This window comes from Nonomuraea sp. NPDC005692, assembly GCF_040631115.1.
Taxonomy (GTDB): Bacteria; Actinomycetota; Actinomycetes; order Streptosporangiales; family Streptosporangiaceae; genus Nonomuraea.
Genome location: NZ_JBEXYU010000004.1, coordinates 196287 through 218710 on the forward strand (window position 1 = coordinate 196287; position 22424 = coordinate 218710).

The following is a 22424-nucleotide window of genomic DNA, read 5'->3' on the forward strand; positions in this document are numbered from 1 at the left end:
CGACTCCTGGTTGTCCGACATGGACGGCGTCCTCGTCCACGAGGGGCGGCCGATCCCCGGTGCGGACGAATTCATCAAACGGCTCAAGGAGTCCGACAAGAAGTTCCGGGTCCTGACCAACAACTCCATCTACACCCAGCGCGACCTGTCCGTGCGCCTGGCCGGCGCCGGCCTCGACGTGCCCGCCGAGTCCATCTGGACCTCCGCCCTGGCCACCGCCCAGTTCCTCGACGACCAGCGCCCCGGCGGGTCGGCGTACGTGATCGGCGAGGCCGGCCTCACCACGGCCCTGCACGAGGTCGGCTACGTCCTGACCGACCTCGACCCCGACTACGTCGTGCTCGGCGAGACGCGCACCTACAGCTTCACCCAGATCACCCGCGCCATCCGGCTCATCGAGGCCGGGGCCCGCTTCATCGCCACCAACCCCGACCCGATCGGCCCCTCCACCGAGGGCTCGCTGCCCGCCTGCGGCGCGGTGGCCGCGATGATCACCAAGGCCACCGGCGTCGAGCCGTACTTCGTGGGCAAGCCCAACCCCCGCATGATGCGCAGCGCGCTCAACGCCATCGAGGGCCACAGCGAGACCACCGCCATGATCGGCGACCGCATGGACACCGACATCGTCTCCGGCATGGAGGCGGGGCTGTTCACGATCCTGGTGCTGACCGGCGTCACCCAGCGCGACCAGATCGACCGCTTCCCCTACCGGCCCTCCCTGGTCGTCGACTCGGTCGCCGACCTCGTCGACCTGATCTGAGCCCGGCGGGCCGCCCACCCGGGATGACAAGTCTTCTTCCGGGGCGCGAAGGATCGTGGCCCGGGAGAAGAAAACCACTCCCGGCGTCCGCCGTCCGGCGGCGCGGCTCGCGTCCGGCTGCGATCCTTGGTAGCGGAAGGTGACTTACCGAATGCGAGGAGGCGGCCGTGTGGCGTGAGGAGCCGGGGGAGCGGGGCGCGGAGGCGGAGCTGGCGGCGCTGCGCGTCGAGGTGACCGAGGAACTGCGGTTCGTCAGGACGGCGATGGCCGAGGAGTTCAACTCGCTGCGCTCGGAGATCCTCGACCTCAACATCAAACTGGACCGGCTGTTGCAACGCGCCGGCATTTAGGACAACGAGGTCGACACCGCATCACATGGCCTTCGGGTAGCCTAACCTACGGTCCCGTAACCTGAAGGAGAAGATCTTTATGGCGATGTCTCAGACGGAACTGCTGCACGAGCTCGAACCCGTCGTGGGCGTGGAGCTCGATCGCCACAATTCGATGGCCAAGGAGTGGTTCCCGCACGAGTACATCCCGTGGAGCGAAGGGCGTGACTTCGACGGCATCTACGGCGGCCAGGCGTGGCAGGAGGGCGACTCGAAGATCCCCGAGGCCGCCCGCATCTCGCTGATCGTCAACCTGCTCACCGAGGACAACCTGCCCAGCTACCACCACGAGATCGCCACCACGTTCGGCCGTGACGGCGCGTGGGGCACGTGGGTCCACCGCTGGACCGCCGAGGAGGACCGCCACGGCACCGCGCTGCGCGACTACCTCACCGTCACCCGCGCGGTCGATCCGGTCGCGCTGGAGCGGGCCCGCATGCACCACATGGAGCAGGGCTTCGTCACCGAGTACAACACCATGCTCCAGCAGCTGGCCTACGTCTCCTTCCAGGAGCTGGCCACCCGCATCTCCCACCGCAACACCGGCAGGGCCTCCGGCGACGAGGGCTGCGAGCGCCTGCTCGCCCGCATCGCCGCCGACGAGAACCTGCACATGCTCTTCTACCGCAACCTGCTCAAGGCGGCCTTCGAGCTCGACCCCAACCAGACCATGCGCGCGGTGACCGACGTCGTCACCACCTTCCAGATGCCCGGCACGGGCATGGAGGGCTTCGCCCGCAAGGCCATGATCATCGCCCACGAGGGCATCTACGACCTGCGCCTCCACCTCGACGACGTGCTCATGCCGGTGCTGCGCCAGTGGGCGGTCTTCGACAAGACCGGGCTCGACGCCGAGGGCGAGCAGGCCCGCGAGGAGCTGTCGGCGTTCCTGGCCAGGACCGAGGTGACCGCGGCCCGGTTCGTCGAGCGCCGCGACGAGCGCCGCGCCCGCGCCGCCGCCAGGGGCTGACTCCCGGCCGCCGCCGCCGCGCGGCCGTGGGATGATCCCTCCTCATGGAGTTCCTGGGCACGCTGTTCGTCTCGCTCGCCATCCTGGTGATGATCCTGCTGCTGGCGACGGCGGCCCAACGCCTGCTCGGGGTAAGGTTCGGCGCGTTACGCACCTTCCTGGCCGCGATGGTGGCCTGGGGCCTGGCCCAGCCGATGCTGACGCCGGTGATCGCCTCGTTCGGGCCGGTCGACCCGGAGACCACACCCGACGCGGGCGCGCTCGGGCTGCTGCTCCTGATCGCCATGTGCATGGTGCTCATCCCCATGGTGATCCTGGTGCTCGCCGAGGCGCTCGTTCCACCGGGCTCGGTGCCGGGGCCGCTGGAGGTGCTGCGTTCGCTGCGCGGCCGGATCCGCCGGGCCCGGCGCTACTCGCAGATCACCAGGATCGCCTTCCGGCACGGCCTCGGCCCCTACCTGCGGGGCCGCGGCGAGAGCCTGGAGGACAGGTCGGGCAAGGTGCGCCTGGCCAGGTCGCTGCGCCAGGCGCTCGACGACGGCGGCGTCACCTTCGTCAAGCTCGGCCAGGTGTTGTCCACCCGGCGTGACCTGCTGCCGGCCGAGTTCATCGACGAGCTGGGCCGCCTGCAGGACCACGTCGTCCCCGCGCCGTGGGAGCGCGTCGAGCCGGTGCTCGCGGCCGAGCTGGGCGGGCCGGTCGAGGAGGTGTTCGCCGCCTTCGACCGTACGCCGCTGGCCGCCGCCTCCATCGGCCAGGCCCACACCGCCCGCCTGCACACCGGCGAGGACGTCGTGGTCAAGGTACGCAGGCCGGACATCGAGGGCGTGGTGGCCCAGGACCTCGACATCGTCCGCCGGCTGGCCGCCACGCTGGAGTCCAGGACCCGGTGGGGACGCTCGCTGGGGCTGCGCGACCTGGCCGAGGGGTTCGCCGTCGCCATCCGCGAGGAGCTGGACTTCCGCGTCGAGGCCGCCAACATGGCCGCCGTGGCCGCCTCCGGCAGCGGCGGCGTCACCTACCCCGAGCCGTTCCCCGCCCTCTGCACCGAGCAGGTGCTGGTCATGCGGCGGCTGTCGGGCGGGCCGGTCACCGCGGCCGCCCCCGGACAGGGGCCCGCGCTGGCCCGCGACCTGCTCGACTGTCTGCTCAGGCAGATCCTCGTCGAGGGCGTCTTCCACGCCGACCCCCACCCGGGCAACCTCATGCTGCTCGACGACGGCACGCTCGGCCTGCTCGACTTCGGCTCGGTCGGCCGCCTGGACGCCTCCGTCCGCTCGGCCTTGCAGCGCTTCCTGCTCGCCATGAACCGGCAGGACCCGCTCGGCGTCACCGACGCGCTGCTGGAGGTCGTCCCGCGGCCGGAGGAGATCGACGAGGCCGCGCTGGAGCGGGCGCTCGGCCAGTTCATGGCCAGGCACCTCGGGCCCGGCATGGACAGCGTGCAGATGTTCACCGACCTGTTCAAGATCGTCTCGGAGTACGGGCTGTCCATCCCGCCCGAGGTGGCCGCCGTCTTCCGGGCCCTGGCCACGCTGGAGGGCACGCTCGTGCGCCTGTCGCCCGGCTTCAACCTGATCGGCGAGGCCCGCGCGTTCGCCGGCCGCTACCTGGCCGAGCGGGCCGGGCCGGAGTCCGTCAAGGAGGCCGTGGGTCAGGAACTGGCCGCGCTGCTGCCGATGCTGCGCCGCCTGCCCCGCCGGGTCGAGCGCATCGCCAGCGCCGCCGAGCACGGCAGGTTCAGCCTGAACGTCCGGCTGCTGGCCGACGACCGCGACCGCCGCTACGTCACCGGGCTGGTCCACCAGGTGCTGCTCACCGTGCTCGGCGCCACGGCCGGGCTCATGGCGGTGCTGCTGCTCGGCATCGAGGGCGGGCCCATCGTGGTCGGCACCACGAGCCTGTACCAGCTCCTCGGCTACAACCTGCTGGTGATCGCCTCGATCATGGTGCTGCGGGTGCTCGCGCTGATCTTCCGTCGCCCGCCTGACCAGGAGCGTCACCGGCACTGAGGCGAAGACTGAGCTGCTTTTGACCTCGGGCTGGTCTTGGACATCCGAGGCATCGGGAAGTTTCCAGGTGACACCGGAACGCCTGGGGAGCAGTAGGTGAAAATCATCGGGATCGCCGCCAGTCTCCACGCGGGGTCTTTCATCAACAGATTGCTGGACGCAGCGGGCGGCGAACTGCCGGAAGGCGTACGGTTCGAGATCTGGACGGGGATGGGCGACGTCCCGCCGTACCAGCCGGGCAAGGTGCCGGTGGCGGCCAGGGAGCTGCTCGGGCTGGTCGCCGGGGCGGACGCGGTGCTGCTGACGGCTCCCGAGCACAGCCTGCTGCCGCTGGAGCTGACGTACACGCTGGAGTGGCTCTCGGCCGGCGACGTGCTGTCCGGCAAGCACGTGGCGGTGATGAGCGCCAGCGCGCGGGCGTGCGGCGCGATGTGGGCGCAGGCGGAGCTCTACAAGCAGCTCCAGGGCGCGGACGCGGTCGTGATGGGCGCCGAGCTGGTCATCTCGCCGGCCTGCCCGCACTTCGACGACGACGGCCACCTCACCGATCCCGTGCTGCGCGGCCAGGTGCGCGCGGTGATCGGGCAGCTCTGCCCGGCGGGGGTCAGGGAGCCGGCGTTCTCGCTCTGATCCGGGCGTGCTGCCGGGGCGGGCTCAGTGGGGGTCGCGGCGCAGGCGCTTGACGTCGGAACGGTGCTTCTTGCCCGCGATGCGGCGCTCGACGGCGCCCCGGCTGGGCTTGGTCGCACGCCGGCGCTTGGGCGGCGGCGCGACGGCCTCCCTGACGCGCTGGGCCAGCCGGTGACCGGCGGCCTCCCTGTTGCGCAGCTGGGACCGGTACTCCGAGGCCACGACGGTGATCGTGGTGGCGCCCAGGCGGTCGAGCGCGCGGGCCTTGAGCGCGGGCGGGATCGCGGTGCTCGCGGCCACGTCGAAGATCAGCTCCACCCGGCTGTCGGTGGTGTTGACGCCCTGGCCGCCCGGACCTGAGGAACGGGAGAAACGCCAGACGAGCTCGGCGTCGGGGATGACGATCGAGTCGTTGACGACCAGCGGGCCGGGCATGGTGGGAGCTCCTGTTCCGGGGGAATGCGCCTTGCTCAGATGAGTGTCACCGTATATGAGCGACATATGCCGTCCGCAACGGCATTTTCAATCACTGTCCTCGCTGCGAATATGGAGAGAACATTTCGCGGGAAGGGCTAATTCCATGGACCCGAAGTGGGTCGCTCAGGCGGCGCTGACCGTTGGACTCGCCGTGGTCTCCGCCGTCGTCTTCCTGCTGCTGAGGTGCCAGGGGAAGGGGCGGCCCTTCGGGCCCGCGGGGCGGCGGCTCGCGGTCGCCGTCAGCCTGCTCACCGGCGGCCTGTCCGCCGGCGTCGCGCTGGCCGGGCACGCGCTGCTGAGCGACTCGCTGGCCACCGTCCTGGGCGCGGCCGCGCCGAGCGGCCTGTGGCTCGGCCAGATGCGCGCCAGGCAGGACGAGCGGCGCTCGCTGGCCCGGGAGGCGGCCACGTTCTGGCTGGTGTCGCTGCTGGCCCGGCTCGACCAGGCGATGGCCGAGGACGAGCGCGTCTGGTGCGAGAAGCGGGTGGACCCGTCCTGGAACGTCTACGAGCTGAGCCTGGCCGCGGCCCGCTACCACGAGCGCATCCGCGATCGCCTGTCGGCCGACGACCGGCGGCGCGAACGGGTGCACGCCCGCCTGGACGCCGTCGAACGCAGGCTCGACGTGGCCGCCCTGATCGAGGACGGCGCCGCCCGCTCGAAGGTGGCCACCGCGCTCACCCTCTCCCGCCACACCAGGATCCCCAGGTACGAGCGCTACCTCGGCAACCTCAACCGGCTGCACGGCGTGCTGCGGCACGACGCGGAGAACGACGTGCTGCGCCTGCTGGCCGCGGCCTACCGGGCCGGTTACCGCTCGCTCCAGGGGTACGTGCCGCCGTCACGGGCCCGCGGCGGCGAGCACATCGCCCGCGCCCGCTGACCGGGAGTGGCGGCCGGCGCTCAGGTCAGGGCGGCGGGGGAGTCCTCGGCGTCGCCGAGCGTGAGCTCCAGGCGGGCGCCGAGCGCGTCGACGACCGCTCCGAGCGTGCGCAACGTGAGGTTCTCGTCGCCGGAGAGTATCTGGCTCACCCGGCCGGGCGAGACGCCCAGCGACGTGGCCAGATCGGCGCGAGTGATCTTGTGCTCCCGCATGTACCAGGTGATCTCGTCGACGACCTCTTGGGCGAGACCGCCCACCTCTTCACGGGGGTTCCGGCGAAAGGCCATCTCGGTCTCGCTCTCGACGCTGTCCGTCCTCGTGACTCCACTTTAGCTCTACCTAAACCTTTAGGCAAGCCTAAACTCGGGCGGCTCTTGACGGGCGGAGACGGGCGGCGTATGCCAATATCCGCGGAAAGATCGAGCGGTCAGGGGGAGGCGCTGTGACGGCCATCGTGGGCGTGCACGGGATCGGCAAGTACAACTACTACCTGGAGGCCGGCGGGTCGGCCACCGGGGCCGCCGCGGCCATGCGGCTCAAGTGGGACCGCTACCTGCACGCGGCGCTCGGCGGTGAGACGGCCGCCTACTTCAGCGAGGTCGCCTACTTCTCCCACCTGCTGCGCGACCCCAAGCCCGGGGAGAGCTCCCCGCAGGCGGCGGCCCGCGTCGAGGCCGCCACGCAGCAGGTGCTCGTCGAATGGGCGCGGGACCTCGGGCTCGGCGAGCACGTCACCGGCGCGCTCAAGTCGTTCACCGGATGGCTGCTCGGCAAGCTCGACAGCAGGTCGGCGGCGTTCGCCAAGCTGTTCGCGCCCGAGGTCGCGGTCTATCTCACCGACCAGGAGCGGCGCGAGCGATGCCGGCAGGCCGTGGCCGACGCCATCCGCAGGAACCGGCCGCGGGTGGTGATCGCCCACTCGCTCGGCAGCGTCGTGGCCTACGAGGCCCTGTGGGCCAACCCCGACCTGCCCGTCGACCTGCTCCTGACGCTCGGCAGCCCGCTCGGCATGCGCAACGTCGTCTTCGAACGCCTCCTGCCCGCCCCCGTCAACGGCCTCGGCGAACGCCCCAAGAACGTCGCCCGCTGGGTGAACATCGCCGACAAGGACGACATCGCCGCCATCCCGCCCGCGCTGCGCGCCAGTTTCACCGGCGTGGACGTCGAGGAACTGGTCAACCTCGACTGGATCGACTTCCACACGGCCGAGAAATACCTGGGTTGCCCGGCGCTCGACCCGCATCTGCGACCATTCCTTGCATGACGTGGATTGTGTTCGACTACGGCAATGTCCTGTCCCTGCCCCAGCCCGCGGCCGACGCCGAGGCCATGGCGCGGGCCGTCGGCGCGGAGCCCGAGGTGTTCCTGCGCCGCTACTGGGAGCACCGCCTGGAGTTCGACCGGGCGAGCCTGAGCCCCGTCGACTACTGGGCGGCCGTGCTGGGCCGGTCCGTCACCCCGTCCGAGGTCGCCCGCCTGGTGGCCATGGACGTCGCGAGCTGGGCCTACCCCGACGAGGGCACGGTCGCCGTCCTCGGTGAGATCCTCGACGCGGGCGACGGCGTCGCGCTGCTGTCCAACGCGCCCGTCTGCATCGCCGACGGCCTCGACGAGCTGCCCTGGATCGCCGCCATCGGCCACCGCTTCTACAGCGGCAGGATGGGCCTGGTCAAACCCGACCGGGAGATCTTCGACGAGGTCGCCCGCGAGCTGGCCGCCGACCCGTCCGAGATCGTCTTCATCGACGACCGCGCCGAGAACGTCGAGGGCGCCGAGCGCGCGGGCATGACCGGCGTGCTGTTCACCAGCGCCGCCGCGCTCCGCAAGTCCCTGCGCGAGCTGCCCCGCTGACCTCCCGCCGGCCTCCCGCCGGGCGACCGGCGCTGTTCACCCACGCTTGACTCCGCTGTCACGACGGGGCCACGACGGGGTCAGCGCGGGCGGACATACCTGGAGCGTGGACCGCAGAACGTTCCTGACAGCGGCGGCAGCCGGCCTCGTCACGCCCCGCGCCGTCACCTCGCCCGCCTCCGCCACCACACTCAGATCCGACCCGTTCACCCTCGGCGTGGCCTCCGGCGACCCCTCCGCCGACGGCTTCGTCCTGTGGACCCGGCTGGCCGTCGACCCCCTCAGCGGCGACGGCCGCGGCGGCATGCCCGCGCGCGACGTCGAGGTCGACTGGCAGGTCGCCACCGACGAACGCTTCTCCTCGGTGGTGCGGTCGGGCACCGCGACCGCCCGGCCGCGCGACGCCCACAGCGTGCACGTCGAGCTGGACGGGCTGGAGCCCGGCCGCGACTACTTCTACCGGTTCAGGAGCCAGGGCAGGCTCTCACCCGCCGCCCGCACCCGGACGACGCCCGCCGGGGAGAGCCCGCTCACCTTCGCCGTGGCCGCCTGCGCGCACTACGAGCACGGCTACTACACCGCCTACCGCCGCCTGGCCGAGCAGGAGCCCGACCTGGTCGTCTTCCTCGGCGACTACATGTACGAGTACGGCCCCAGCGGCTACACCGCGCTGGCCGGACGGGTGCGCACGCACACGCCGGGCAAGTGCGCCACCCTCGCCGACTACCGCCTCCGGCACGCCCAGTACAAGAGCGACCACGACCTGCAGGCCGCGCACGCGGTCGCGCCCTGGCTGGTGGCCTTCGACGACCACGAGGTGGAGAACAACTGGGCCGGCCCCGTCTCCAGCACCGGCGCGCCCGGCTTCGACCGCCGCCGCGCCGACGCCTTCCGCGCGTACTACGAGAACATGCCGCTGCGCCGCGCCAGCCTCCAGGGAGCGGTGCTGCGCATCAACCGGCGCGTCTCCTGGGGGACGCTGGCCCGCTTCCACCTGCTGGACACCCGCCAGTTCCGCGACGACCAGGCATGCCTGGACGGGGTGCGGGCCGGCTGCGACGAACGGCTGGCCGACGGGCGCACGCTGCTCGGGTCCGCCCAGTGGCGGTGGCTGGAGGAGGGGCTGAGCGGGTCCGGCGCCCGGTGGAACCTGCTGGGCCAGCAGATCCTGATGGCCCAGCGCGACTACCGGACCGGGCCCGGCCGCGAGGTGAACCTCGACTCCTGGGACGGCTACGCCGCCGAGCGCACCCGCCTGCTCGGGTCGCTGTCGGCCACCTCGAACCCCGTGGTCCTGACCGGGGACGCGCACATGCACCACCTGGCCGACCTCAAGACCGACTTCGACGACCCGGACTCGCCGGTGGTGGCGAGGGAGCTGGTGACGTCGTCGATCGCCAGCGACGGCGACGGCTACCGGGACCGCACGTGGATCGCCGAGGCCCTGCAGGAGAACCCGCACATCTCCTACATCGACCAGCGGCGCGGTTACCTCATGGCCCGGCTGACCAGGGACGAGCTGTCGGTGGACTTCCGCACGCTCGACTACATCTCCCGCCGCGGCGCGCTGGCCCGCACCGCCCACCGGCTCACGATCCCGGCCGAACCGCCGCGCTCGTCCGCCGGCCGGGCCGCGCCGCGCCATGGCTGAGGGACGGCGGGGGCTGCGGTCCTCGTCGGCCGTGGGACGGCGAGGGGGCGCGGTCCTCGTCGGCTGAAGGTTGGCTGGGAGGGGGCTGAGGGGCGGCTGGGAGCCGGGGGCGGGCGGTCAGGCGCCCGGCCAGGTCGCGTCGGGGAACTCGCCGGTGGTGGTGCCGGACATGACGACCTGGTCGCGTTCGTCCAGACCTGAGGTGATCTGGAGGTACTGGTCGCCGCGGACGCCGGTGCCGACCACCTTCGCGGCGTCGTGCCCGCCCGAGCGTACGGTGACCACCTGGGCGCCGTCGGAACGGCTGCGGACGGCGGCGGCCGGGACGTAGATCGCGTCCTTGGCCTCGGCGGTGGTCACCGACACCGTGGCGGTCTGGCCGAGCATGAGCCCGGCGGGCGGCTCGTCGAAGGCCAGAGTGACGGAGTAGCGGACGAGCTGGTCCTCGACGGTGGCGGTCGGGGCGATCGCGGTGACCGTCCCGCCGTGGCGCTCGCCGGGGCGGGTGGCGAGGGTGATGGCGGCCTGCTGGCCGAGTTTGAGCCGGTTGACGTCGGACTCGGTGACCATGGCCTGGACCTGGAGCTCGTTCAGGTTGCCGAGGCTGATGAAGGTGCCGGTGCCGGCCGTGTCGCCGACCCGGCCCGCCACCGACAGGACGGTCCCCGAGGTGGGGGCCACGATACGGGTGGCGCGCACGGCGTCGGCGGCCTCCTCCAGGGCGGCTTCGGCGCGGTCCACGTTCGCGGCGGCCTGGTCCTCGGTGATCCCGCCCCTGGCGGTGGTGCCGCCGTCCTTGGGGGTGGTGGCGGTCCTGGTGGTGGTGTCCCGGGAGGTCGTGCCGGGGGAGCAGGAGCCGGTGGGACGGGCGGAGGTCGTCGCGTGCGGCTTGGCGGTGGGCTTGGTGGTGGGCTCAGCGGTCGCGGACGGGGGCGCGGTGGTCGAGGGCCTGGCCGTGGCGGGCGGCTCGGGCGTGGACGGGCCGCCCGGCGTGGACGGTTCGCCAGGGGTGGACGGTGTGCCGGGCGCGGAGGTGTGACCGCCGCCAGGCGTGCCGCCGCCGGGCGGGGTCGCCGTCACGGTCACCGTCGCCGTCACCGTGGCGGTCGCGGTGACCGTCACCGTGGGCTGGGGTTCGTGAGTGGGGGTGGGGGAGGGGGGCCTGCTGGGGGTGGCGGGCGCCGTCGGGGGCCGGCTGTGAGCCGGGGACGCGCCGGAGGTCCGCGTGGAGGCCGGAGTGGCGGTGGTGGCGGCCTTGGCGGCCTTGGCGGCGGGGGCGTCGGAAGACGTGGCGGTGGCGGGCGGGGTGATCACGGGCGGAGTGGTCGTGGGCGGGGTGGTCGTGGGCGGCGTGGTCGGGCCGAAGACGCCTTCACCCGCCGAACCTCCACCGACGGCCGTGCCCGAGCCCGCCGTCGCGCCCGGAACGGCGGCGCTGCCAGGGGTGGCGGCGCTGCCGGGAGTGGCAGCGGTGCCGGGAGTGGCAGCGGCGCCGGGGGACGAGGTGGGGGAGGTGGCAGGGCGGGTGCCACCGGCGGTCGGGGTCGGCTTCGAGCTGACCGGCGGGGTGGGGCAGGTGGCGCCGTTCGGCGAGCCGGGGTTGCCGGTGGAAGTGGCGGGGGTGCTGGAGGGGGCGGTGGCGGCGGTGGTGAGGGCTTCTTGGGCGGCGGTCAGGTCGGCCTTGGCGGCCTCGTACGCCTCGCGGGCCCCGCGCCCGTCGATCCTGGCCAGCACCTGGCCCTTGGTCACCTTGGTCCCGGCCTTGACGTACACCTTGGTCAGCGGGCCGGACGAGCCGAACGCCAGGTCCCGCCGGGCCCCGTCCACGGTGTTGCCGGCGGCGCTGACCAGGGCCGTGACCGGGCCCCGCTGGGCGGCGGCGAGCCGTACCCGGACGGCGGGCGGTTCGTCGTCGCGGAGTGCCAGCGCCAGGCCCGACCCGGCGACGAGCACGGCCAGGGCGAGCCCGCCCAGCGCGAAAGTCGGTCTCATGGCCGCCCATCCTGGCCGACCAGCTTCACGGCAGCCTGCGAGCAGCCTGAGAGTTCGCTGTGTGACCCCGCGCGGGCCCGGGTTGTCAGCGAACGTTCAGCTCCGTCACGGCTGTGGCGCAGGCTGGTGTGGAAGGGTCACCGGCTGTGAAGGTGTCGACAAGGCGCAGAGCGCTGATGACCAACGGAGCGCTGGGTGTGCTCCTGCTGGGCGGGGCCACGCTCGCCTACGTCCAGCTCGGCACGGACCGCGCGGCCGGCGAGACGGCCGTGCGCACGGTGACCGCGAGCCGCGGCTCGGTGTCCGCGTCGGTGTCCGCGTCGGGCGCGGTGGCCAGCTCCAGGACGAGGGCCCTGTCGTTCGGCACGGGCGGCACGGTCGAGCGGATCTACGTCAAGGCGGGGGACAAGGTCGACAAGGGCGACATCCTGGCCAGGCTCGACGACGCCGCCGCGCAGGAGAGCCTGTCGGCGGCCAAGGCCACGTACCAGAGCGCGATCGACGAGGGCACCGGCACGGCCGCGCTCTACGCCTCCTACGTCAAGGCGCGCAACGCCTACCGCGAGGCCGAGCGCACGGTCGCGGCCACCGTCCTGCGGGCCCCGTTCAAGGGCACGGTCACGGCGGTGAACGGATCCGTCGGCGGCACCGCCTCCGGCTCGGGCGGCAGCCAGAGCCAGTCACAGAGCCAGTCACAGGGCCAGTCACAGAGCAGCGGCAACAACACCGGCTCGGGCGGGTTCGTCGACCTGGCCGACACCGGACGGCTCCAGCTCGTGGGCACCTTCACCGAGTCCGACGTCGGCAAGCTCGAACAGGGCCAGAACGCCACCGTCACCTTCGACGCCCTGCCGGGGGTGACCGCCGACGGCAAGGTCACGCAGATCCAGCCGGTCGCCTCCACCAGCAACAACGTCGTCCAGTACCCGGTCACGGTCACCTTCACCAAGGTCCCCGCCACGGTCAGGCTGGGCCAGACCGCCACCGTCGAGGTCGTCGTCGGCAGGGCGGAGAACGTCGTCACCGTCCCCTCCACCGCGGTCTCCACCAGCGGCGGCCAGACCACGGTCACCCTGCTCAGGGACGGCCGCCAGGTCAGGACCCCGGTCGAGGTCGGCGTCCGGGGCACGGCGCTCACCGAGATCAGGTCCGGGGTGTCCGAGGGCGACCAGCTCGTGCCTCCGGCGACCGGTACGCAGAGCACCAACCAGCGCGGCGGGTTCGGCGGCGGGTTCCCGGGCGGCGGCGGCATGCCGGGAGGCGGGCGATGACGGCCTCCGCCACCGCGACGGCGGCCCCGGTCCTGCGGGTGAAGGACCTCGTCAAGGAGTACGGGGAGGGCGACGCCAAGGTCCACGCCCTGCGCGGCGTCAGCCTGGACGTCGAGCGCGGCGACTACGTCGCCATCATGGGCGCCTCCGGCTCCGGCAAGTCCACCCTGATGAACATCCTCGGCTGCCTCGACGTGCCCACCTCCGGCACGTACCAGATCGACGGCGCGGACGTGGGACGGCTGGCCGAGCACCAGCTGGCGGTCCTGCGCAACCGCAGGGTGGGGTTCGTCTTCCAGTCCTTCAACCTGATCCCGCGCATGAGCGCGCTGGCCAACGTCGAGCTGCCGCTCGTGTACGGCGGCGTCGGCCCGGCCGAGCGGCGCTCGCGCGCCCTGGCCGCGCTGGAGCAGGTCGGGCTGACCGACCGCGTGCGCCACGAGCCGAACCAGCTCTCCGGCGGCCAGCAGCAGCGCGTGGCCGTGGCCAGGGCGCTGGTCACCGCGCCCGCGCTGCTGCTGGCCGACGAGCCCACCGGCAACCTGGACACCGCCTCCACCCGCGACGTGCTGCAGATCCTCGACCGGCTCAGCGAGTCGGGACGCACGATCGTGCTCATCACCCACGAGGACGACGTGGCCGCGCACGCCAGACGGGTGATCCGGCTGGTGGACGGCGAGATCGTGGAGGACCGCCGCCAGGCGCCGGTCGACGGACCACCCCCGAGGACGGCGGCCAGTGAACCAGCTTGAGATCCTCCGCTTCGCGCTGCGCGGCCTGCTGGCCAACAAGATGCGCAGCGCCCTGACCACGCTGGGCATCCTCATCGGCGTCGCCGCGGTCATCCTGCTGGTGGCGGTCGGCGAGGGCTCCTCGCAGAGCATCCAGAAGAACATCCAGCGCCTCGGCGCCAACACGCTGACGATCTCCCCGTCCTTCTCGGGCGGAGGCGGCGGGGGCGGCTTCGGCGGGCGCGCGCCGGGCGGCGGCGGCAACACCGGGCCACGCACGCAGGCCAGGCAGCTCAGCCTGGCCGACGCCAAGGCGCTCACCGACCGGACGCTGGCGCCGTCGGTCAGGTCCGTCTCGCCGGTGGTCGGCGCCAACTCCGCCACCGCCGCGTACGGCGCCGCAAGCCACACGATCGGGCAGTTCGTCGGCACCTACCCCAGCTACTTCGAGGCCATGAACAAGCCCGTGGCCAAGGGCACGTACTTCTTCAACGACGACGTGCTGGCCGCCAGGAAGGTCGTGGTGCTCGGGCAGACGGTGGTGGAGGAGCTGTTCGGCGCGGTGGACCCGATCGGCCGGCAGGTCAGCGTGTCGGGGGTGCCGTTCACGGTGGTGGGGGTGCTCAAGGAGAGCGGCTCCACCGGCATGCAGGACGCCGACGACGTGGCCGTGGCGCCGCTGCCCGCCGTGCAGCAGAGCCTGAGCGGGTTCGGCTCGCTGGACTCGATCGTCGTGCAGGCCACCGGCGCCGAGGCCACCACGGCGGCGCAGTCGGAGGTGACCGCCGTCCTCAACCAGCGGCACGGGATCACCGACGGCAACCCCGACTACCGGATACTCAACCAGGCCACCCTGCAGGAGACGGTGAGCGAGGCCACCGGCACGTTCACCGTGCTGCTCGGGGCGGTGGCGGCGATCTCGCTGCTGGTGGGCGGCATCGGCATCACCAACATCATGCTCGTCACCGTGACCGAGCGGACCCGGGAGATCGGCATCCGCAAGGCGATCGGCGCGCCGCGCAGCGCCATCCTGGGCCAGTTCCTGATGGAGGCCACGCTGCTCAGCCTGGTCGGCGGGCTGCTCGGGGTGCTGGTGGCCTTCGTCGGCACCCGGTTCAGCGTGGCCGGCATCGAGCCGGTCCTCGTGCCGTCGTCCGTCGCGCTGGCGCTGGGCGTGTCGGTGGGGATCGGGCTGTTCTTCGGCAGTTATCCCGCCAACAGGGCGGCCAAGCTCCGGCCGATCCAGGCCCTGCGGCACGAGTAGGCGGCATGAGTAAGGAGAAAGACATGGACAGGCTCGACTCCTCGCCCTTCCCCGACGACCTGGGGGAGGAGCTCGCCGTCCAGCCGCGCGGGGGCGTCTCGAAGCTGACGCTCGGGCTGGCCGCCGGGGTGGTGCTGGTGGCGGGCGTGCTCATCGGGATCCAGGCGGGCAGGCTGTTCGGCACGTCCGACGCCGCGCCGGCCGCCGCGCAGCTCCGACGTACGGACGGCCCGTTCCCCGGCGGCGGCTACGGCCAGCGCGGCTACGGCACCCAGAACGGCACCCAGAACGGCACCCAGAACGGGCCCCAGAACGGCGGGCTCGGGCAGCGCATGGGCGGCGGCACGGTCGGCACCGTCGAGAAGGTCGACGGCGACAAGATCTACGTCAGGACCATGGACGGCGCCACGGTGACGGTCACCACCAGCGACCAGACCACGGTCCAGATCTCCAAGCCCGGCAAGGTCGCCGACCTGGCCGCCGGCACCACGGTCGTCGTGCGCGGGCAGCAGTCCGGGGACGGCTCGGTCACCGCGACCGCGATCACCCAGGGCACCCAGGGAGGCGGCCCGCGATGAACGCGCCCGAGGCCAGGCTGCTGGTGGTCGACGACGAGCCCAACATCAGGGAGCTGTTCTCGGCCAGCCTGCGCATGGCCGGGTTCGAGGTGCTGACCGCCGCCGACGGGCGGGAGGCGCTGCGGGTGGCCGAGGAGAGCACGCCCGACCTGGTGATGCTCGACGTGATGCTGCCCGACATCGACGGCCTGGCGGTCGCGGGAAGGCTGCGGTCCCGCGGCCGCCGGGTCCCGGTGCTGTTCGTGACCGCCAAGGACACGCCGGAGGACCGGATCACCGGTCTCGGCCTCGGCGAGGACTACGTGACCAAGCCGTTCAGCCTGGAGGAGGTCATCGCCCGGATCCGGGCGGTGCTGCGCAGGACCCGCAGGGGCGCGCCGCCGCCCCACCGGCTGAGCGTCGCCGACCTGGAGCTGGACGAGGAGAGCCACGAGGTCTGGCGCGACGGCGTCCCGGTGCGGCTGTCGCCCACGGAGTTCCGGCTGCTGCGCTACTTCATGCTGAACGTCGGCCGGGTGCTGTCCAAGACGCAGATCCTCGACCACGTCTGGAACGGCGACTGGCGCACCGACGTGGGCCTGGTCGAGTCGTACGTGTCGTACCTGCGGCGCAAGATCGACACCGGTGACCGGAAGTACCTGCACACGCTGCGCGGGGTCGGTTACATCCTGCGCCCGCCGCGCATATGAGGAAACACCTCGCCCGCGCCCCGCTCTGGCTGCGCCTGGTCTCGGCCACGCTGCTGCTGGTCACCCTCGCCATCACGGTGACCGGCCTGTTCGCCGTGCGGCTGCTGCGCGGATACCTGGTCGAGCGGGTGGACCGGCAACTGGTGGCGGCCGCCGCGCCGCGCGACCTGCCGCCGCCGCCCGAGGCGTGGCCGGCCGGGCGGCAGCCGCAGCGGTTCTTCGGGCTGTTCCACTCGGTGCTGGTGGACGCGGGCGGCGCCACCGTACGGGTGATGAGCGAGTCCACCGAGGAGCACACGCCCAGGCTGCCCCGGCTGACCGGCGCGGACGTCGCCGCGCGCGGCGGGCGGCCGTTCACCGTCGAGTCCCGCGCGCCCGGCGGGCCGGACTGGCGGGTGGTCGCCGTCCCTGGCCGCGACGGCGTCAGCCGGGTGATCGCCATCAGCCTCGGCGACGTCGAGGGCACGGTGGCCAGGCTCGCCCTCATCGTGGCCTTCGCCGGCGGCGGCACGCTGGTCGTGCTGGGCCTCGCCTGCTACTGGCTGGTACGGCGGAGCCTGCGCCCGCTGCGCGAGATCGGCCGCACCGCCAAGGACATCGCGGGCGGCGACCTGTCGCGCCGGGTGCCGATGTGGGCGAGCACCACCGAGGTCGGCAAGCTGGGCCGCTCGCTCAACGGCATGCTCGCCCAGATCGAGTCGGCGGTGCGCGAGCGGGAGGCGGCGGCCGAGTCGGCGCGCGAGTCGGCGACGGCGGCGCGGCGTTCTGAGGAGGTCATGCGCCGGTTCATGGCCGACGCCTCGCACGAGCTGCGCACGCCGCTGACCTCGATCAGGGGGTTCGCCGAGCTGTTCCGGCTGGGCGAGGAGAAGGACCTGGCCGAGGCCGTGCGGCTGCTGAGCCGGATCGAGGGGCAGGCCGCGCGCATGGGCCTGCTGGTGGAGGACATGCTGCTGCTGGCCAGGCTGGACCAGCGGCGGAAGCTGGCGCGGCGGCCGGTGGACCTGCTCAGCCTGGCCGCGACCGCCGTGATCGACGCCCAGACGCTCGCCCCCGACCGGCGGATCGAGCTGGTCCGCTCGGACGGCGGCGAGGGCGAGGTGCTGGTGACCGGCGACGAGTCGCGGCTCGGCCAGGTGGTCGGGAACCTGGTGAGCAACGCGCTGCAGCACACGCCGCCGGGGACGCCGTTCGAGGTGCGCGTCGGGGTGGACGGCGAGCGGGCCGTGGTGGAGGTGGCCGACGAGGGCCCGGGGTTCCCGCCGGAGGTGGCCGAGCGGGTGTTCGAGCGGTTCTACCGGGCCGATCCGGCGCGCGGGGTGGGCGGGGCCGGGCTGGGCCTGTCGATCGCGGCGACGCTGGTGGAGGCGCACGGCGGCGTCATCATGGCCGAGGGCGAGCCGGGCAAGGGCGCCCTGTTCCGCGTGCTGCTGCCACCCGCTGAGAGCCCGGGGCATGTTCAGCCGAAGGTGTAGCCGTACAGGCCGGTGCCCTGGGAGACCTGGCGGAGGCGGCCCAGGCGCAGGCCCGTCTCGCGGACACCGGGGGCGTACATGACCAGGCCCTGGTCGGGGGCGGCGACCAGGAGCCCGTCCAGGGGGCGTCCGGCGGTGAGCGCGCGGTAGCGGCCGCCGCCGCCGGGCAGCGTGGCCAGCGCGGCGCCGAAGTCGCGCCCCTTGCCCTTGACCAGCAGGTTCCCCTTCCGGGTCAGGCCGCCCGACGCGCGGCCCTGGAGCACCTGGACGGCGTGCTCGCCGGGCACGCCGATGGCCAGCTCGTCCTTGCCGTCGCCGGTGAAGTCCCCGGCGGCCAGCGCCGCGCCGAACCGGTCGTAGTAGCGCGGCTCGCCCTTCAGCGAGCGCTGCGACCACGCCTCGCTGCCGTGGGTGCGCAGGCCGGCACGCGAGCCGTACAGGACGTCCACGGTGCCGTCGCCGTAGTCCATGGCCCGCTGGTTCTCGCTGAGGCCCTCGCCGGGCACGCCGATCGCCAGGTCGTCGCGGCCGTCGCCGTTGAGGTCGCCGGTGGCCAGGGCCGCGCCGAAGGCGTCCCACTTCTCCGAGGCGCCGGCGATCCCCGGCGAGCTCTGCGTGAGCAGCCGGGCCCGGCGGGCGCGCGGGTCGAGCACGGTCACCGACCCCTGGCCGTCCAGGCGCACGCTGTCGGCGGGCGCGCCGACGGCCAGCTCGTCGCGGCCGTCGCCGTCGAAGTCGCCGGCCGTCAGCGCCGCGCCCCACTGGTCGGTGACGTTCGCCGGCTGCCGCACCCACGACGTCTTCTGGGTGATCTGGTACGCCTTGCGGCCCTTCATCCCGTAGACGGTGACCGCACCGCCCGACGCGTGGCTCGGGGAGCCCACGGCCAGCTCGTCGCGGCCGTCGCCGTCGAAGTCGCCGGCCGCCAGCGCCGCGCCGAACCGGTCGCTGCCCCGCCGGGCCGGGGCCAGCTCCTCGCCGGCGACCAGCCCGGCGGGGGAGCCGTCGAAGATCTGCACGACCCCGTTGCCGTCCGCGCCGGGCACCCGCGCCCCGGCGAACTCCTCCGACACCCCGACCGCCAGGTCGGCGCAGCGGTCGCCGTCGAAGTCGCCGACGGCCAGCGCCGAGCCGAAGGCGTCCCCGGGTTCCGCGCCGGGCTGGGTGAGCTCGACGGTCCGGCCCGAGCCGTACATGACGGTCACCGAACCGGCCCTGGAGTCGTCGTAGGGAGCGGCGACGGCGATGTCGGCGCGGCCGTCGCCGTCGAAGTCGAGGGGGTGCCCGCCGCACGCGCGGGCGGCGGGCCCGGCGGCGGAAACGGGCCCGGAGACGAGGGGGACGACCAGGCAGGCGGCGAGCAACGCGTTCATACCGACAGTCATCTCCATCCACGTCGAACCCGGACTTAACGCCACGAGAACGGGCCAGGAGGGCACGATGCACATCCGCTTCGGAAGGGACTTTCGGCCCGTCCGGCGGGGCGTGGGAGCGTGCCAGGATAGACGGGTGGACATCGACCTCGCTGATCTGGACTTCTGGCGCAAACCGCTCAAAGAGCGGAATGAGGCATTCGCCCGGCTCCGGCAACTGGAGCACCCGGTGTTCTTCCCGGAGAAGAAGGTGCCCTTCCTCCGCTCCGGCAAGGGCTTCTACGCCCTGGTCCGGCACGCGGACGTGGTCGAGGCCAGCCGCAACGCCAAGATCTTCTCCAGCGAGCCCGCCGTCACCAACCCCGAGCCGCCGGGCTGGGTCAAGCAGGTGTTCGGCGAGTCCATGGTGAACATGGACGACCCCCGCCACGCCCGCCTGCGCCGCATCGTGACGCGCTCGTTCAGCCCCAAGATGCTGGCGGGGCTCCAGGGCGACATCCAGGCCGCCTGCGCCCGCATCGTCGACGACGTCGTCAGGGAGGGCCCGCGCGACTTCGTCACGCAGGTGGCCGCCAAGCTTCCCATCCACGTCATCTGCGACATGCTCGACATCCCGCAGGAGCTGCGCGCCAAGGTCCACCAGCACGTCGACATCTCCACCGCCTACACCGGCGTGCGTCCCAGCCTGGCCCGCAGCGTCCAGATGGCCGGCCAGAACATGCTGGCCCTGCTGGCCCTGCAGCGCATGGTCATCAAGCTCGGCCACGAGCGCGTCGCCGAGCCCAAGGGCGACCTGGTCTCGCTCCTGGTCAACGCCAACCCCGACGGCGAGAAGCTGACCGACAAGGAGCTGGGCTCGTTCTTCTCGCTGCTGCTGGTGGCCGGCAACGAGACCGCCCGCAACACCATGGCCCACGGCATCCGGCTGCTCACCGAGAACCCGGCCCAGCGCGAGCTGCTGACCTCCGACTTCGACGCCCACATCAACGGCGCGATCGAGGAGATGGTCCGCTACGTCTCGCCCATCATGCAGTTCCGCCGCACGGTCACAGAAGACTGCACGCTGCGCGGGCTGGAGCTGAAGCAGGGCGACAAGGTCGTGCTGTTCTACGGCTCGGCCAACCGCGACGAGTCGGTCTTCCCCGACCCCGACACCTTCGACATCACCCGCGACACCAAGCCCCACGTCGGGTTCGGCGGGCCGGGCCCGCACTTCTGCCTCGGCGCCAACCTGGCCAGGCAGGAGATGCGCACCATGTTCCGGGAGCTGCTGACCCGGCTGCCCGGCGTGCGCTCGGTCGGCGAGCCCGAGCTGCTGCTGTCGAACTTCGACAACAGCGTGCGCAGTCAGGCGTTCACGTACTAGCCGTCTCCGGCTCCCCGGCCAGCACGTTCGTCCTGATGGTGAGGAACGTGATGGCCGCGGCGACCGCCATCATGACGGCGCTGATCAGCATGGCCGCCCGGAACCCGGCGTTGAACACCGGCGGGTTCTCGAACGCGTCGCCCACCAGGCCGACCAGCGGCGGCACGGCGGCCACCGCCAGCAGGCTCCCGGTGCGGGCCACGGCGTTGTTGACGCCGCTGGCCGTGCCGGCGTAGCGCTCGTCGGCCGTGGCCAGCACCGTCGCGGTCAGCGGCGCGACGGCCGCCGACAGGCCGAGCCCGAAGACGGTCACCGCGGGCAGCACCAGCAGCGGGTAGGAGGCGTGCGGGCCGATCATGCTCATCAGCACGAACCCGGCCCCCGCCAGCAGGATCCCGATCGTCATCGGCCAGCGCGGCCCGAACCGCCGGGCCGTCTCCCCGGCCCGCGACGACAGCAGCATCATCAGGATCGTGGTCGGCAACATCGACAGCCCGGCCGCGATCGGCGAGAACCCGGACACCACCTGGAGCTGGATCACCAGCAGGAAGAACACCACGCCCATGGCGGCGTACATGATCAGCGTGACGACGTTGACCGCCGTGAAGACGTGGTTCCTGAAGATGGCGACCGGCACCAGCGCCTGCGGCGACCTGCGCCGCTCGGTCACCACGAACGCCGCCCCGAGCAGCGCCCCCGCGATCAGCGGCACCGGCGCGCCCTTCTCGATCAGCCCGTACGTGATCCCGGCCAGCGCCAGCGCGGCCAGCATCGAGCCCAGGACGTCGAACCGCCCGGCCGCCTGCTCGTCACGGCTCTCCGGCACGTGCCGCAGCGTCACCAGCACCACGATCAGCGCGAACGGCAGGTTGATCAGGAACGCCCACCGCCAGCCGGCCGTCTGCACCAGCCAGCCGCCCAGCAGCGGCCCGATCGCGCTGGCCACGCCGCCCAGTCCGGACCACACCCCGACGGCCCGCGGCCGGTCCTGCTTGACGAACGACGCCTGGATGATGGCCAGCGACCCCGGGGTGAGCAGCGCGCCGCCGATGCCCTGCAACGCGCGCGCCCCGATCAGGAACTCGATGTTCGGCGACAGGCCGCACAGCGCCGAGGCCACGGCGAACCACACCGTGCCGATCAGGAAGATCTTGCGCCGCCCGTAGCGGTCGCCCAGCGAGCCGCCCAGCAGGATCAGGCCCGCCAGGGTGAGGGTGTAGGCGTTGACGGTCCACTGCAGGCCGTCCATGGCCGCGTTCAGCTCCCTGCCGAGGAACGGCAGCGCGACGTTGACCACGGTGCTGTCGAGCAGGGCCAGGCCGGAGCCGAGCACGGTCGCGCTCAGGATCCACCGCCCTCGCGCCGACTTCACCTGGACGTGACCGTTCTGTCCCATCCGTCAATCTTGTCACCGGCCCCGGCGGACTTCGGCGGCCACCCCGGCGTTCGGCCCTACGGGCGGGCGCCGAGGGCCCGGAGCACGAAACCCGACACGGCCTGCTCGGCCGTCTCGACCGTGACCTCGCCGCTGATCAGCGGCACCCGCTCGGCCCCGATGACGGCCAGCACCATCCGCGCCGTCGCGCCCACCTCGGGCACCTGGAAGTCGCCCGCCCGCACGCCGTCGTCGAGGATCCCCACCAGCACCCGCTGCATGGGCGCGACGTGCTCGGCGAGCTGCTGGTAGGCGTCGGGCCCGAGCGCCGCGCCGAGGTCGGCCGCGCCCGGGTGGGGGTGGGCCAGCAGCCCCGCGAGCTGCAGCCGGACGAAGGCCCGCAAGCGGTCGGCGGGCGAGGCCCCCTCGGGCAGCTCCCGCTCGTAGCTCTCGATGAAGTAGCTGGTGACGCGCTCGGTGAAGGCCAGCAGCAGCGCGGCCTTGTCGGGGAAGTAGTTGTACAGGACCGTGCGGGTGATGCCGGCCTCGTGGGCCACGTCCGTCAGGGAGATGGCGTCGATGCCCTGGGCCCTGGACAGGCGCGAGACGGCCTGCAGGATGCGGTCGCGCGTCTGGGCGCGATGCTCGCCGATCGTGGCGGCCGAGATGCGGGGCATGGGCCCATGG

22 protein-coding genes are annotated in these 22424 nt (G+C 72.7%); 16 read left to right on the forward strand and 6 right to left on the reverse strand.

Features of this window, described 5'->3' with window-relative positions:
• Positions 1-19: 19 nt before the first annotated feature.
• The 5 genes from ABZ459_RS11530 to ABZ459_RS11550 all read left to right on the forward strand — a co-directional run bounded on the left by ABZ459_RS11530 (position 20) and on the right by ABZ459_RS11550 (position 4761).
• Complete coding sequence (locus ABZ459_RS11530) at positions 20-760, forward strand: HAD-IIA family hydrolase (protein WP_357969651.1); 741 nt, start codon at positions 20-22, stop codon at positions 758-760.
• A gap of 167 nt (positions 761-927) precedes the next feature.
• Positions 928-1110, forward strand: a complete 183-nt coding sequence (locus ABZ459_RS11535; protein WP_357968976.1) for a hypothetical protein — start codon at positions 928-930, stop codon at positions 1108-1110.
• An 85-nt stretch (positions 1111-1195) separates the two neighbouring features.
• Positions 1196-2119, forward strand: a complete 924-nt coding sequence (locus ABZ459_RS11540; protein WP_357968977.1) for an acyl-ACP desaturase — start codon at positions 1196-1198, stop codon at positions 2117-2119.
• 44 nt (positions 2120-2163) lie between these two features.
• Entirely contained in the window at positions 2164-4131 is a 1968-nt protein-coding gene (locus tag ABZ459_RS11545) for an AarF/UbiB family protein (RefSeq protein WP_357968979.1), read from the forward strand.
• A gap of 96 nt (positions 4132-4227) precedes the next feature.
• Positions 4228-4761, forward strand: a complete 534-nt coding sequence (locus tag ABZ459_RS11550; protein WP_357968981.1) for an NAD(P)H-dependent oxidoreductase — start codon at positions 4228-4230, stop codon at positions 4759-4761.
• Positions 4762-4785: 24 nt separating this feature from the next.
• Here ABZ459_RS11550 and arfB read toward each other — a convergent pair whose 3' ends face one another.
• The gene (gene arfB / locus ABZ459_RS11555) at positions 4786-5196 is read right to left on the reverse strand and encodes an alternative ribosome rescue aminoacyl-tRNA hydrolase ArfB (protein ID WP_357968984.1); all 411 of its coding nucleotides are present in this window, start codon (positions 5194-5196) and stop codon (positions 4786-4788) included.
• A gap of 145 nt (positions 5197-5341) precedes the next feature.
• Between arfB and ABZ459_RS11560 the strand changes: the two genes are divergently transcribed.
• Entirely contained in the window at positions 5342-6121 is a 780-nt protein-coding gene (locus ABZ459_RS11560; RefSeq protein ID WP_357968987.1) for a hypothetical protein, read from the forward strand.
• Between the two features lie 20 nt (positions 6122-6141).
• On the opposite strand, the gene ABZ459_RS11565 is transcribed toward ABZ459_RS11560, so the two are convergent.
• Positions 6142-6408 carry a helix-turn-helix transcriptional regulator gene (locus tag ABZ459_RS11565; protein ID WP_357968990.1) on the reverse strand — a complete coding sequence of 89 codons (267 nt, stop codon included), beginning with the start codon at positions 6406-6408 and terminating at the stop codon, positions 6142-6144.
• Between the two features lie 155 nt (positions 6409-6563).
• Here ABZ459_RS11565 and ABZ459_RS11570 point away from each other — a divergent pair, with 155 nt between their 5' ends.
• The 3 genes from ABZ459_RS11570 (at position 6564) to ABZ459_RS11580 (ending at position 9623) form a co-directional block, all read left to right on the forward strand.
• On the forward strand, positions 6564-7385 hold the full coding sequence (locus ABZ459_RS11570; protein WP_357968993.1) for a hypothetical protein: 822 nt from the start codon (positions 6564-6566) through the stop codon (positions 7383-7385).
• A complete protein-coding gene (locus tag ABZ459_RS11575) occupies positions 7382-7972 on the forward strand; it encodes an HAD family phosphatase (protein ID WP_357968994.1) in 591 nt (196 codons plus the stop codon). The genes ABZ459_RS11570 and ABZ459_RS11575 overlap by 4 nt, the downstream gene beginning before the upstream one ends.
• Before the next feature lie 106 nt (positions 7973-8078).
• Complete coding sequence (locus tag ABZ459_RS11580; RefSeq protein ID WP_357968995.1) at positions 8079-9623, forward strand: alkaline phosphatase D family protein; 1545 nt, start codon at positions 8079-8081, stop codon at positions 9621-9623.
• Between the two features lie 117 nt (positions 9624-9740).
• On the opposite strand, the gene ABZ459_RS11585 is transcribed toward ABZ459_RS11580, so the two are convergent.
• Positions 9741-11615, reverse strand: coding sequence for an efflux RND transporter periplasmic adaptor subunit (locus tag ABZ459_RS11585; protein WP_357968998.1), 1875 nt, complete (start codon positions 11613-11615; stop codon positions 9741-9743).
• A 176-nt stretch (positions 11616-11791) separates the two neighbouring features.
• On the opposite strand from ABZ459_RS11585, the gene ABZ459_RS11590 reads away from it, so the two are divergent.
• From ABZ459_RS11590 to ABZ459_RS11615, 6 genes are read left to right on the forward strand one after another with little or no spacing between them, the layout of a single operon-like run.
• Complete coding sequence (locus tag ABZ459_RS11590) at positions 11792-12886, forward strand: biotin/lipoyl-binding protein (protein WP_357969001.1); 1095 nt, start codon at positions 11792-11794, stop codon at positions 12884-12886.
• Positions 12883-13638, forward strand: coding sequence for an ABC transporter ATP-binding protein (locus ABZ459_RS11595; protein WP_357969003.1), 756 nt, complete (start codon positions 12883-12885; stop codon positions 13636-13638). The genes ABZ459_RS11590 and ABZ459_RS11595 overlap by 4 nt, the downstream gene beginning before the upstream one ends.
• On the forward strand, positions 13625-14881 hold the full coding sequence (locus tag ABZ459_RS11600; protein WP_357969005.1) for an ABC transporter permease: 1257 nt from the start codon (positions 13625-13627) through the stop codon (positions 14879-14881). The genes ABZ459_RS11595 and ABZ459_RS11600 overlap by 14 nt, the downstream gene beginning before the upstream one ends.
• A gap of 23 nt (positions 14882-14904) precedes the next feature.
• Positions 14905-15459: a hypothetical protein gene (locus tag ABZ459_RS11605; protein ID WP_357969007.1), complete on the forward strand. Its 555-nt coding sequence runs from the start codon at positions 14905-14907 to the stop codon at positions 15457-15459.
• Complete coding sequence (locus tag ABZ459_RS11610) at positions 15456-16148, forward strand: response regulator transcription factor (RefSeq protein WP_357969010.1); 693 nt, start codon at positions 15456-15458, stop codon at positions 16146-16148. Before ABZ459_RS11605 ends, ABZ459_RS11610 begins: the two co-directional genes overlap by 4 nt.
• Positions 16145-17623 (forward strand): HAMP domain-containing sensor histidine kinase, encoded by a 1479-nt coding sequence (locus ABZ459_RS11615; RefSeq protein WP_357969013.1) that lies wholly within the window; start codon positions 16145-16147, stop codon positions 17621-17623. The genes ABZ459_RS11610 and ABZ459_RS11615 overlap by 4 nt, the downstream gene beginning before the upstream one ends.
• Here ABZ459_RS11615 and ABZ459_RS11620 read toward each other — a convergent pair.
• Positions 17608-18996 carry an FG-GAP and VCBS repeat-containing protein gene (locus tag ABZ459_RS11620; protein WP_357969015.1) on the reverse strand — a complete coding sequence of 463 codons (1389 nt, stop codon included), beginning with the start codon at positions 18994-18996 and terminating at the stop codon, positions 17608-17610. The two genes, ABZ459_RS11615 and ABZ459_RS11620, sit on opposite strands and share 16 nt — an antisense overlap.
• A 136-nt stretch (positions 18997-19132) precedes the next feature.
• Between ABZ459_RS11620 and ABZ459_RS11625 the strand changes: the two genes are divergently transcribed.
• Entirely contained in the window at positions 19133-20362 is a 1230-nt protein-coding gene (locus tag ABZ459_RS11625) for a cytochrome P450 (protein ID WP_357969018.1), read from the forward strand.
• Here ABZ459_RS11625 and ABZ459_RS11630 read toward each other — a convergent pair.
• Together ABZ459_RS11630 and ABZ459_RS11635 are read right to left on the reverse strand one after the other, a co-directional pair.
• Positions 20352-21758 (reverse strand): MFS transporter, encoded by a 1407-nt coding sequence (locus ABZ459_RS11630; RefSeq protein WP_357969020.1) that lies wholly within the window; start codon positions 21756-21758, stop codon positions 20352-20354. The genes ABZ459_RS11625 and ABZ459_RS11630 overlap by 11 nt on opposite strands.
• Positions 21759-21814: 56 nt before the next feature.
• Positions 21815-22414, reverse strand: coding sequence for a TetR/AcrR family transcriptional regulator (locus ABZ459_RS11635; protein WP_357969653.1), 600 nt, complete (start codon positions 22412-22414; stop codon positions 21815-21817).
• Positions 22415-22424: the final 10 nt, after the last annotated feature.

Bases quoted from the DNA above. Each gene is read 5' to 3' on its own strand.
- ABZ459_RS11545 (WP_357968979.1), top strand. From the start codon at position 2,164: ATGGAGTTCCTGGGCACGCTGTTCGTCTCGCTCGCCATCCTGGTGATG.
- ABZ459_RS11590 (WP_357969001.1), top strand. From the start codon at position 11,792: ATGACCAACGGAGCGCTGGGTGTGCTCCTGCTGGGCGGGGCCACGCTC.
- ABZ459_RS11585 (WP_357968998.1), bottom strand. From the start codon at position 11,615: ATGAGACCGACTTTCGCGCTGGGCGGGCTCGCCCTGGCCGTGCTCGTC.
- ABZ459_RS11620 (WP_357969015.1), bottom strand. From the start codon at position 18,996: ATGAACGCGTTGCTCGCCGCCTGCCTGGTCGTCCCCCTCGTCTCCGGG.
- ABZ459_RS11530 (WP_357969651.1), top strand. From the start codon at position 20: ATGGACGGCGTCCTCGTCCACGAGGGGCGGCCGATCCCCGGTGCGGAC.
- ABZ459_RS11560 (WP_357968987.1), top strand. From the start codon at position 5,342: ATGGACCCGAAGTGGGTCGCTCAGGCGGCGCTGACCGTTGGACTCGCC.
- ABZ459_RS11615 (WP_357969013.1), top strand. From the start codon at position 16,145: ATGAGGAAACACCTCGCCCGCGCCCCGCTCTGGCTGCGCCTGGTCTCG.
- ABZ459_RS11575 (WP_357968994.1), top strand. From the start codon at position 7,382: ATGACGTGGATTGTGTTCGACTACGGCAATGTCCTGTCCCTGCCCCAG.
- ABZ459_RS11605 (WP_357969007.1), top strand. From the start codon at position 14,905: ATGGACAGGCTCGACTCCTCGCCCTTCCCCGACGACCTGGGGGAGGAG.
- ABZ459_RS11595 (WP_357969003.1), top strand. From the start codon at position 12,883: ATGACGGCCTCCGCCACCGCGACGGCGGCCCCGGTCCTGCGGGTGAAG.
- ABZ459_RS11610 (WP_357969010.1), top strand. From the start codon at position 15,456: ATGAACGCGCCCGAGGCCAGGCTGCTGGTGGTCGACGACGAGCCCAAC.
- ABZ459_RS11540 (WP_357968977.1), top strand. From the start codon at position 1,196: ATGTCTCAGACGGAACTGCTGCACGAGCTCGAACCCGTCGTGGGCGTG.
- ABZ459_RS11565 (WP_357968990.1), bottom strand. From the start codon at position 6,408: ATGGCCTTTCGCCGGAACCCCCGTGAAGAGGTGGGCGGTCTCGCCCAA.
- arfB (WP_357968984.1), bottom strand. From the start codon at position 5,196: ATGCCCGGCCCGCTGGTCGTCAACGACTCGATCGTCATCCCCGACGCC.
- ABZ459_RS11630 (WP_357969020.1), bottom strand. From the start codon at position 21,758: ATGGGACAGAACGGTCACGTCCAGGTGAAGTCGGCGCGAGGGCGGTGG.
- ABZ459_RS11635 (WP_357969653.1), bottom strand. From the start codon at position 22,414: ATGCCCCGCATCTCGGCCGCCACGATCGGCGAGCATCGCGCCCAGACG.